At 58.0% G+C, this 10,075-nt stretch carries 10 protein-coding genes and 1 pseudogene; 7 read left to right on the top strand and 4 right to left on the bottom strand.

Going from position 1 to position 10,075, the window contains the following annotated elements:
* Window positions 1-214: 214 nt before the first annotated feature.
* Entirely contained in the window at window positions 215-1,111 is an 897-nt protein-coding gene (locus H6B31_RS15460; RefSeq protein WP_204899321.1) for an FUSC family protein, read from the top strand.
* 63 nt (window positions 1,112-1,174) lie between these two features.
* Here H6B31_RS15460 and H6B31_RS15455 read toward each other — a convergent pair.
* Together H6B31_RS15455 and H6B31_RS15450 are read right to left on the bottom strand one after the other, a co-directional pair.
* Window positions 1,175-1,495 (bottom strand): annotated as a pseudogene (locus H6B31_RS15455) (putative heavy metal-binding protein).
* A gap of 20 nt (window positions 1,496-1,515) precedes the next feature.
* Complete coding sequence (locus tag H6B31_RS15450; protein ID WP_204899320.1) at window positions 1,516-2,142, bottom strand: DUF1643 domain-containing protein; 627 nt, start codon at window positions 2,140-2,142, stop codon at window positions 1,516-1,518.
* Window positions 2,143-2,308: 166 nt separating this feature from the next.
* On the opposite strand from H6B31_RS15450, the gene H6B31_RS15445 reads away from it, so the two are divergent.
* Entirely contained in the window at window positions 2,309-2,944 is a 636-nt protein-coding gene (locus tag H6B31_RS15445; protein WP_087292294.1) for a type I phosphoribosyltransferase, read from the top strand.
* Window positions 2,945-3,059: 115 nt separating this feature from the next.
* Here the strand turns inward: H6B31_RS15445 and H6B31_RS15440 are convergent, their stop codons facing one another.
* Both H6B31_RS15440 and H6B31_RS15435 read right to left on the bottom strand, forming a co-directional pair.
* Window positions 3,060-3,245, bottom strand: a complete 186-nt coding sequence (locus tag H6B31_RS15440) for a ferredoxin (protein WP_204899319.1) — start codon at window positions 3,243-3,245, stop codon at window positions 3,060-3,062.
* 66 nt (window positions 3,246-3,311) lie between these two features.
* Window positions 3,312-4,562 carry a serpin family protein gene (locus tag H6B31_RS15435; protein ID WP_204899318.1) on the bottom strand — a complete coding sequence of 417 codons (1,251 nt, stop codon included), beginning with the start codon at window positions 4,560-4,562 and terminating at the stop codon, window positions 3,312-3,314.
* A gap of 237 nt (window positions 4,563-4,799) precedes the next feature.
* Between H6B31_RS15435 and H6B31_RS15430 the strand changes: the two genes are divergently transcribed.
* The 5 genes from H6B31_RS15430 to tuf all read left to right on the top strand — a co-directional run bounded on the left by H6B31_RS15430 (window position 4,800) and on the right by tuf (window position 9,697).
* Window positions 4,800-5,039 (top strand): ribosomal L7Ae/L30e/S12e/Gadd45 family protein, encoded by a 240-nt coding sequence (locus H6B31_RS15430; protein WP_087292304.1) that lies wholly within the window; start codon window positions 4,800-4,802, stop codon window positions 5,037-5,039.
* Between the two features lie 101 nt (window positions 5,040-5,140).
* Window positions 5,141-5,563, top strand: coding sequence for a 30S ribosomal protein S12 (gene rpsL, locus H6B31_RS15425; RefSeq protein WP_087292307.1), 423 nt, complete (start codon window positions 5,141-5,143; stop codon window positions 5,561-5,563).
* 206 nt (window positions 5,564-5,769) lie between these two features.
* A complete protein-coding gene (rpsG, locus tag H6B31_RS15420; RefSeq protein WP_087292310.1) occupies window positions 5,770-6,240 on the top strand; it encodes a 30S ribosomal protein S7 in 471 nt (156 codons plus the stop codon).
* An 18-nt stretch (window positions 6,241-6,258) separates the two neighbouring features.
* Window positions 6,259-8,364: an elongation factor G gene (gene fusA / locus H6B31_RS15415; protein WP_204899317.1), complete on the top strand. Its 2,106-nt coding sequence runs from the start codon at window positions 6,259-6,261 to the stop codon at window positions 8,362-8,364.
* A gap of 130 nt (window positions 8,365-8,494) precedes the next feature.
* Window positions 8,495-9,697 (top strand): elongation factor Tu, encoded by a 1,203-nt coding sequence (tuf, locus tag H6B31_RS15410; protein ID WP_204899316.1) that lies wholly within the window; start codon window positions 8,495-8,497, stop codon window positions 9,695-9,697.
* The last annotated feature ends 378 nt before the right edge of the window (window positions 9,698-10,075 follow it).

Genomic DNA, 10,075 nt, shown 5'->3' with positions numbered 1-10,075 from the left:
CCGAACACGGAAGTTAAGCTCGCTTCTGCCGAAAATACTTGCCTGGAGACGGGCCGGAAAGATAGGTAGTGCCAACATAAAAGGACGGACAGTTTGCTGTCCGTCTTTTTTGTTATAGGAACGGGCAGAATGAGAGGTATGCGCTTATGCTTGAGAAGGGAGCGTATGCATGACAATAGAAGATAGACTCCGCGCCTGGAAAATTCCTGTGGGGATGCGGACGATTAAGACGACAATCGCAGTTATTTTGGCGCTGCTTGTGGTGCAGCCCTATGGCACCAGCACGGCGAAGGTGGTGTTCGCCACCATTGGCGCGATGTCCGCGGTGGGACCGACATTTAAGGCCTCGGCGGTGGCCTGCCTGACGCAGATCTGCAGCGTAACTGTGGGCGCGGTGATGGCTGTTATTATGGCTGAGCTCAAGGTCCCGCCTATGGCGGCGGTGGGGATTGGAATCATTATTTTGCTTTGGATGTATCAGTATTCCCATTTAAAGCTGCTGCCGGTGCTGCCCTGTTTGGTATTGGTGAATATTTGTTTGACTCCGGAGATTGAGGCCGCACCCTATGCGCTGGGCCGCCTTTGGGATACGGCGATCGGCCTGGGAATTGGAATGCTGATCAACACGCTGGTTTTTCCTTATGACAACAGTCAAAAAATCCGACAGACCATGGTCAGCCTGGATTCGGACCTGATCGAATTTTTGGAGGATATGTTTGACGGCGACGAGCATCAGCCCGAGGCTAAGAACATTGGGCGGAAAATTGCCGCCCTGGAGGGGCAGTTGAAGCTATTTGCGGACCAGCGCCTGTTTCGGCGCAAGCGTCAGAAGCGAGAGCTTCAGACCCTGCGTACCTGTGAGGATATTGCCCACGAACTTTTGATAGAGCTGGAAACCCTGCAGAATATGAAGCGGAAGGGGACTTTAAATGAGGAGAATAGGCGGACTCTGCAGGAGTTGGGGGCCAAGCTGTCCCAGACGCATCACCAGAGGCCGGAGTCCGTGGAGGATGTGGTGGTAAATTACCATGTTGCCCGGGCCCTTCAGCTACGGAAGGATCTGAAAGCAGAGCTGGCTGGGCGCGCGGAAAGGAAAAAAGGAAAGCCGTGAGAGAACAATCCCTCTCCTGAGCCGATTTGGCCCAGGAGAGGGATTTTGAGGTTTAAATGGGAATCAACCGATGAGGACCGCCGTGCCGCTTGCAGTCACCATGAGCATGCCGTTGTTGGAGCCAAGCACCTCATAATCCACATCTACACCAACCACCGCATTGGCGCCCCGCTCCTGAGCACGCTGTTACAGCTCCCGGAGGGCGGTCTCGCGGGCGTTTGTCAGCTCCTCCTCATAGGCGCCGGAACGGCCGCCGAAGAAGTTGCTCAGACCGGCGGTGAAATCACGGAACACATCTACGCCGGAGATGACTTCGCCGAATATAATGCCTTTGTACTCTAAAATCTGTCGTCCCTCCACAGAGGGGGTGGTGGTCAGGATCATGGTTGTCTCCTCCTTATATGTTATGTAGTTGACAGATGGTCCAGATAGCCGCTGACGTCAAAAGGCTCCAGCACGCTGTCCTTCCTCAGATACAGAGGGTGGTGAGGATGTCCCTTTTTAGAGCGCTTCCCGGCGGAATACCAAACGGCATTCCGTGCCTCGCCGATGCGGATCATGTCCCGGACACAGCCGGGCAGATAGTCCCGCTTTTCAATGATGGTGCCCCAGGCGGCCCAGACCGCGGGCGCCCCGGCCTTGTCCAGGGAGAGGACATAGTCAAAGGCCTCCATGTTCTCACGATGGAGCGCTTGGTTGCAGGCAGGTTCCATGTCGTCTGGATTGGTGGCCCGCTGGGCATAGACATTGAACATGATGAAGCTGTCGTAGCCATTGTGCAGGGCTACCCGCTCCACAGATTTCAACGTGTTGTCCAGGTCGTCCGGCGCGGCAGTGGAGGGGTTGATGCCAATGCAGATCAGGGGCTTTTCGCCCCGAGTACCTAAAATATAACGGTACTCCGAGTAGAAGTTTGGAACATAGAGCCAGTGGCTGACGTCGTAATCCGAGGAGGGGCGGTTGGCGGCCTCCAGGGCGGGCTCAAAGCGTACCAGCTCCAGCTGATTGGTTTCGCAGGTGGGAATGTGCATGGGAATCCCTCTTTCTCCATTTGTTTCTGAAGTTAATATAGCAGGAAACGGGATGCACCGCAAGTCTAACAGTCATTTTACCTGGATTGCTATTGCTTTTTTACACAAAGAGAGGTATAATGAAACTGCAAATCCTCGTACTTTATACCAAAAGGGAGGTATCGCCATGAAAAACACTGTCATCCGTTCCAGATTGAATCCCAAGTTGGAGGTATCCCTGATTTCGGGACACTTCGCCACCCGGCATTCCCACAACAGTCACTACATTGACATCACCCGCATGAAGCATGAGCATACCATGGCGCGGGAGGCGGCTATGACCCTGGCCCAGCGCTATGCCTATGAGAAGGGCGTGGACACCATTGTCTGCCTGGACGGCAGTGAGGTGATCGGCACCTTTTTGGCGCGGCACCTGGCGAAGAACACTCTGTTTGCGGTAAACGGTTCGAAGAACATCAATATTGTCACTCCGGAATATGATTCCAGCGGATTGATGATTTTCCGGGACAACCTGATCCCCATGGTGGCGGGTAAGAATATTCTGATTCTGATTTCCACCATCAACTCGGGCAAGAGCGGACGCCGGGTCTCTGAGTGTGTGGAATACTACGGCGGAAAGGTGCAGGGCATCGCGGCGGTCTTCAGCTCCATGGAGGAACTGGACGGATGGCCCATTTACAGCTTGTTTGTCCCCTCGGACATCCCCAACTATGCCACCTACGCGCCGGAGGAGTGCGAGATGTGCAAGGCGGGGAAAAAGATCGACGCTCTGGTGAACAGTTACGGACTGTCCATTCTGTAACGGGCAGAATCAGCCATAAAAAGGGCGCTGGAATTGCTCCAGCGCCCTTTCTGATATTTGAAAGCATTTTTAGCCGGGAGTACATTCCGGAAAATGAGATGGCGTTCGGACCACGCTATGGGGCGATCTCGATGGCGCTGACCGGGCAGCTCTCCGCCGCCTCCTGGACAAAGCCCTCCTGGTCCGGGTAGATGGTGTCCTTGGCGGCGGCTACCCCCTCCTCGGTCATGAGAAAAACGGCTCCGCACATGTTGACACACAGACCGCAGCCGATACAGTTTCCATTTACATGGGCATTCATAAGAAAAATCCCTCCTCCGGTGTTCTGCACATTAGCTTGACCGGAGGAGGGATTTTTATGCGCAGCTCACTCAAACGTCCCGAAAAACAGGGGAACCCCGGTTTGCAGATCCACGATCCCATAAAGGAAGGGCCGGTCGAAGATCAGGGTGACACCGGTCTCCGGCGGGGCGGCAGAGCCGCCGACGGCCTCCACCACCGTGGCGGCCGCCGCCTCGGTGCCCTGCTCGTTCACTTCGATTTTGGCGGCGTGGATGACCTGGGAGAGGAAATAGCCGTTGGGGTTGTCCCCCAGGAGGGAGAAGTCGGCCCCACCAAAGGTAAAGGCCAGGTCCAGGCCCAAGGCGGATAGGATGTCCTGGAGCTGTCCGTCCCACTCCGCCTCAAACTTGGGCAGGGCCAGAGTGAGAAATTCCGTGTCCCTCCGGCTCTCCAGAATCTGAGTGAAGGTATCCCCGTCCAGGCTGTTCAGCCAGACTTCAAATTCAGCGCCCTCCTCCGGCATCAGGGCGAAGAAGGCCAGCCGTCCGTCGTCGTAGGGGAGGACCGCTCCCTGGGCCGTCTCGCTCTGGAGATAGGGGAAGGTGACGAAACCGGCGTTCAGAAAATCCATGGATTCCTTGTCACTCCCCTGGTGGTAAAACCCCCGAAGATAGGTGTTGTTGGGGTCAAACTCCGTCTCCCAAGTGTTTTTCAGGTAGAGGGCATTCACCAGCAGCAGGGCGGCGTTTTCGTTGAACGGTTCAGAGAGGATGCTGGGGATCATCTTGTTGGTGTGCTCTGACACCCAGCTGTTTACCGCCGGGACCACCGAGGGGGCAGATAAGTCCTGGGAAAATACCTGGGCGTCAAAGATGCCTTGGCACTTGCCGATAAAATCCTCCCGGATCATGCCCTCCGGGTCGGTCCACAGGCTGTTGGCGATGAGACACTCTGTGGAGCCGTCCAGGTCCCCGTAGTCGGAGAGAAGCTGGGCGCAGGCGGCATTCAGCTCATCCAGGGTGACGCCGCCCCCAAAAACGGTTTCAAACTGAGCCAAGGTATCCCCGTCCGCTCCGTTGGCCGCCATGGAGAGCGCCAGGGCTGCGGAGAGGGGAGAGAGGAGAACGGGACCGCTTTCCGCCTCCCGGGCACTCTGGAGCAGGGAAAGGCCGAAGCTGGTCAGGGCCTGGTCCACGGCCGGACTGCCCGCTGGCTGAACGGACACAGGCTGGGCGGTGAGCTCCTGGGCTTGGACCGCCGGAGCGGCCGGTCCGCAGCCGGACAGGAGTCCAAGGGACAGGGAGAGAGCGAGGGACAGTGCAAGGGTGCGCCTCATAGAGAAAACCTCCTTTTCAACGGTGGGGGAGCTTTGAATCTCCCACTCTGCTAGTTAAGACGAAACGATGCCGGCCCGGTTGCGTCTTTTTCAGAGAAAAAGACAAAAAATTCCCAAAACTTCGTCTTGACTCCCTCTGGGAAACATGCTACAATACCAAATTGCGGTGGTAAGGGCAAGTGCGCCCTTTTACCCGATGAAACACCCCCAGAAAACGGGGGAGAGGAGGGCACCGAAATGCTGGAAGAACTCAAGCAGGGCAGTAAGCTGGTGGGAGCCAAACAGACCCGCCGGGCCCTGAAGGATGGCCGGGCCAAGAAGCTCTATATGGCCAAGGACGCCGACCCCCGTCTGCTCCAGCCTCTGGTTCAGGAGGCGGTCCGTACCGGCGTGCGGGTGGAGCAGGTGGACACCATGCGGGAGCTGGGCGAGGCCTGCGGCATTGCCGTGGGAGCCGCCGTGGCCGTTTTGGTGTAAGTTTTCTGTTTTCTTTGGTTTTAACAGAATAAGGTCCCCTTATTTTGTTAAAATAAATACCATGCCCCACAGGGGCAGAACTTTCAGAAAGGAGGAAAAACATGCCTACTTTTAATCAGCTGGTCCGCAAGGGTCGTCAGCAGGTGACTGCCAAGTCCACCTCTCCCGCCCTGCAGCATGGCCTGAACACCCTGAAGAACCGTCAGACCGATCTGCCTTCTCCTCAGAAGAGAGGTGTGTGCACTGCCGTTCGTACTTCCACTCCTAAGAAGCCGAACTCCGCTCTGCGTAAGATTGCCCGTGTGCGTCTGACCAACGGGATGGAGGTCACCGCCTATATCCCCGGCGTGGGCCACAACCTGCAGGAGCACTCCGTGGTGATGATCCGCGGCGGCCGTGTCAAGGACCTGCCCGGTGTGCGTTACCACATCATCCGCGGCTCTCTGGACACCCAGGGCGTCAACGGCCGTATGCAGGCCCGTTCCAAGTACGGCGCTAAGCGTCCCAAGGCCGGCAAGAAGTAATTTTTGCTCCGCAAAAATTGCGTAACACGCAGGCGCTGAAAACCTGCACCCTGAATTGCATTGTGCGTTTGCGCAAGGCAGCTCCGCCTTGCCGAGCGTTTCCTATATATCTGATATATGGGCAGACCTCGGACAGGCATTACACGGAGCACACTCGTGTTTCGAGTACCTATGATTTCTAATTTTATAAGAAGGAGGGAAGCAACGTGCCCAGAAGAGGAAATGTACCCAAGCGGGAGGTTCTGCCCGATCCGCTGTATAACTCTGTTTTGGTGACTAAGCTGACCAACAGCATTATGCTGGACGGTAAGAAGGGCGTGGCCCAGAAGGTGGTCTATGGCGCCTTCGATATCATCAAGGACAAGACCGGTAAGGAGCCCATGGAGGTTTACACCCAGGCTCTGGAGAACATCATGCCCTCCCTGGAGGTCAAGGCCCGCCGTGTGGGCGGCGCCACCTACCAGGTGCCCATCGAGGTCCGGCCCGAGCGTCGTCAGACCCTGGGGCTGCGCTGGCTGACCACTTACGCCCGCAACCGTGGTGAGAAGACCATGAAGGAGCGTCTGGCCGGCGAGATCATGGACGCGGCCAACAACTTGGGCGGCGCCGTGAAGAAGCGTGAGGACACTCACAAGATGGCCGAGTCCAACAAGGCCTTCGCCCACTATCGCTGGTAATCCAAAAGGAGACGAAGTATGCCTAGAAAAGTTTCTTTGGAGAATACCCGGAACATCGGCATCATGGCCCACATCGACGCGGGCAAGACGACCACCACCGAGCGTATTCTGTATTACACCGGCGTCAACTACAAGATCGGCGAGACCCACGAGGGTACCGCCACCATGGACTGGATGGCCCAGGAGCAGGAGCGTGGTATCACCATCACCTCCGCCGCCACCACCTGCTACTGGCAGGGGACCAAGAACCAGTTCCCCCAGACCCGTATCAACATCATCGACACCCCGGGTCACGTGGACTTCACTGTAGAGGTGGAGCGCTCCCTGCGCGTGCTGGACGGCTCTGTCACCGTCATGTGCGCCAAGGGCGGCGTGGAGCCCCAGTCTGAGACTGTGTGGCGCCAGGCCGACCACTACAAGGTCCCCCGCATGATCTACGTCAACAAGATGGACATCATGGGCGCCGACTTCTATCATGTCCTGGACATGATCGCCGACCGCCTGAAGGCCAACGCCGTGCCCATCCAGCTGCCCATCGGCTCTGAGGACACCTTCAAGGGCATCATTGACCTGGTGGAGATGGACGCCGACATCTATTACGATGAGCTGGGCAAGGACATGCGTGTGGAGCCCATCCCCGAGGACATGATGGAGCTGGCTCAGGAGTACCGCACCAAGCTGCTGGACGCCTGCGCCGACATCGACGAGGAGATCATGATGCTGGTCCTGGACGAGCAGCCTGTTCCCCAGGATATGATCCGCAAGGCTCTGCGTAAGGGCACCATTGAGAACCTGCTGGTCCCCGTGACCTGCGGCACCTCTTACCGCAACAAGGGCGTGCAGAAGCTGCTGGACGCCATCGTGGACTACATGCCCTCCCCGGTGGATATCCCCGCCATCCAGGGTGTGAATCCCGAGACTGACGAGGAGGACGAGCGGCCCGCTTCCGACGAGGCCCCCTTCTCCGCTCTGGCCTTCAAGATCGCCACCGACCCCTTTGTGGGCCGTCTGTCCTTCATCCGTGTGTACTCCGGTACGTTGAATACCGGCACCACGGTGCTCAACTCCACCAAGAAGCAGCGTGAGCGTATCGGCCGCATCCTGCAGATGCACGCCAACCACCGTGAGGATATTGAGACCGTGTACTCCGGCGACATCGCCGCCGTCATCGGTCTGAAGAACTCCACCACCGGCGACACCCTGTGCGACCCCGCTCACCCCATCATTCTGGAGTCCATGGAGTTCCCTGACCCGGTCATCCGCGTGGCCATCGAGCCCAAGACCAAGGCCGGCCAGGAGAAGATGGGCATCGCCCTGGCCAAGCTGGCCGAGGAGGACCCCACCTTTAAGACCTACACCGATGAGGAGACTGGTCAGACTATCATCGCCGGCATGGGCGAGCTCCATCTGGAGATCATCGTGGACCGTCTGCTCCGCGAGTACAAGGTGGAGGCCAACGTAGGCGCGCCCCAGGTGGCCTACAAGGAGACCATCCGCAAGGCTGTGGATCAGGACACCAAGTATGCCCGCCAGTCCGGCGGTAAGGGCCAGTACGGCCACGTCAAGATCCACGTGGAGCCCAACGAGTCCGGCAAGGGCTACGAGTTCATCAACAACATCGTGGGCGGCGCCATCCCCAAGGAGTATATCCCTGCGGTGGACGCCGGTATCCAGGGCGCCATGCAGGCCGGTGTGCTGGCTGGCTACCCGGTGGAGGACGTGAAGGTCACCCTGTACGACGGCTCCTTCCACGAGGTGGACTCCTCTGAAATGGCCTTTAAGATCGCCGGCTCCATGGCCTTCAAGGAGGCCTGCCGCAAGGCCAACCCCGTTCTGCTGGAGCCCATCATGAAGGTGGACGTCATTGTCCCCGAGGACTATATGGGCGACGTTATCGGCGACCTGAACAGCCGCCGCGGCCAGATCCAGGGCATGGAGGCCCGGTCCGGCGCCCAGCAGATCGACGCTCTGGTCCCCCTGAGCGAGATGTTCGGCTATGCCACCGACCTGCGGTCCCGCACTCAGGGCCGCGGCCAGTACTCCATGGAGCCCCACAGCTATGTGGAGGTCCCCAAGAACATCGCCGAAAAAATTATTGCCCAGCGCGGCCGCAGCCAGGACTAATTTTGGCTGATTCCCGGCCTTTGCGCTGAAATTGGGGTTGCATTTCCAGACGGAATAGGATAAAATAACCCTGATATGCAAATCCCATCTTTTCTCGATTGATAACTGCAATATAAGGAGGAAATTACTCATGGCTAAGCAGAAATTTGAGCGCACCAAGCCCCATGTCAACATCGGCACCATCGGCCACGTTGACCACGGCAAGACCACTCTGACCGCCGCGATCACCAAGTACCTGGCTCTGAAGGGCCAGGCCCAGTTCGAGGACTACGCCAGCATCGATAAGGCTCCCGAGGAGAAGGAGCGCGGCATCACCATCAACACCGCTCACGTGGAGTATGAGACCGACAAGCGTCACTATGCTCACGTTGACTGCCCGGGCCACGCCGACTATATCAAGAACATGATCACCGGCGCTGCTCAGATGGACGGCGCTATCCTGGTTATCGCCGCCACCGACGGCCCCATGGCCCAGACCAAGGAGCACATCCTGCTGGCCCGTCAGGTCGGCGTGCCCGCCATCGTGGTTTTCCTGAACAAGTGTGATCAGGTCGACGACGAGGAGCTGCTGGAGCTGGTGGAGATGGAGGTCCGTGAGACTCTGGACAAGTACGAGTTCCCCGGCGACGAGATCCCCATCATCAAGGGCTCCGCTCTGAACGCTCTGATCTCCGAGTCCACCGATCCCGACGCTCCCGAGTATGCCTGCATCAAGGAGCTGATGGACGCGGTTGACAACTATATCCCCACTCCTCCCCGTGACGACTCCCTGCCCTTCCTGATGCCCGTCGAGGACGTGTTCACCATCTCCGGCCGCGGCACCGTGGCTACCGGCCGTGTGGAGCGTGGCGTGCTGAAGGCTGGCGAGACTGTCGAAATCGTGGGTCTGTCCGACGAGAAGAAGTCCACCGTCGTTACCTCCATGGAGATGTTCCGCAAGACCCTGGACTTCATCGAGGCCGGCGACAACGCTGGCTGCCTGCTGCGTGGTATCGCCAAGACCGACATCGAGCGCGGCCAGGTTCTGTGCAAGCCCGGCTCCATTCATCCTCACACCAAGTTCACCGGCCAGGTGTACGTTCTGTCCAAGGATGAGGGCGGCCGTCACACCCCCTTCTTCAACAACTATCGTCCTCAGTTCTACTTCCGTACCACCGACGTGACCGGCATCATCACCCTGCCCGAGGGCACTGAGATGTGCATGCCCGGCGACAACGTGGACATGAAGGTTGAGCTGATCACCCCCATCGCCATCGAGAAGGGCCTGCGTTTCGCCATCCGTGAGGGCGGCCGCACCGTGGGTTCCGGCGTTGTTATCGACATCGAGGAGTAATTTACTTCCTTGAGAAATCCCCGCCTTTTGGCGGGGATTTCTTTTTGCCAAGGTATCGTGCGGCCGCCCTCGGGGCCCCATCGAAGATGGGGCGCGCCGTAAGTCGCGTACAAGCGTTTTGTCCGAAGGACAAAACCTTGGCGGAAGGGCGGCTTTGCCGCCCTGAGCATTCAAATTAAGAGGGTACCCGCGAAAGCGAAGCTTTCGTGGGACTGGCCGCACCGTGGGTTCCGGCGTTGTTATCGACATCGAGGAGTAATTTACTTCCTTGAGAAATCCCCGCCAAATGGCGGGGATTTCTCAGTCTGTCAAAGAACTCCTGTTTTCAAGAGATGAAAACAGGGATTTTGTAAGAAAAAGGGAAAAGAAAAGTGAAGG

The organism is Pseudoflavonifractor capillosus, assembly GCF_016899775.1.
Taxonomy (GTDB): Bacteria; Bacillota; Clostridia; order Oscillospirales; family Oscillospiraceae; genus Lawsonibacter.
The sequence above is the reverse complement of the archived record's forward strand: the minus strand, read 5'-3'. Positions and strand labels throughout refer to the sequence as shown.

Bases quoted from the DNA above. Each gene is read 5' to 3' on its own strand.
- H6B31_RS15460 (WP_204899321.1), top strand. From the start codon at position 215: ATGCGGACGATTAAGACGACAATCGCAGTTATTTTGGCGCTGCTTGTG.
- H6B31_RS15450 (WP_204899320.1), bottom strand. From the start codon at position 2,142: ATGCACATTCCCACCTGCGAAACCAATCAGCTGGAGCTGGTACGCTTT.
- H6B31_RS15445 (WP_087292294.1), top strand. From the start codon at position 2,309: ATGAAAAACACTGTCATCCGTTCCAGATTGAATCCCAAGTTGGAGGTA.
- H6B31_RS15440 (WP_204899319.1), bottom strand. From the start codon at position 3,245: ATGAATGCCCATGTAAATGGAAACTGTATCGGCTGCGGTCTGTGTGTC.
- H6B31_RS15435 (WP_204899318.1), bottom strand. From the start codon at position 4,562: ATGAGGCGCACCCTTGCACTGTCCCTCGCTCTCTCCCTGTCCCTTGGA.
- H6B31_RS15430 (WP_087292304.1), top strand. From the start codon at position 4,800: ATGCTGGAAGAACTCAAGCAGGGCAGTAAGCTGGTGGGAGCCAAACAG.
- rpsL (WP_087292307.1), top strand. From the start codon at position 5,141: ATGCCTACTTTTAATCAGCTGGTCCGCAAGGGTCGTCAGCAGGTGACT.
- fusA (WP_204899317.1), top strand. From the start codon at position 6,259: ATGCCTAGAAAAGTTTCTTTGGAGAATACCCGGAACATCGGCATCATG.
- tuf (WP_204899316.1), top strand. From the start codon at position 8,495: ATGGCTAAGCAGAAATTTGAGCGCACCAAGCCCCATGTCAACATCGGC.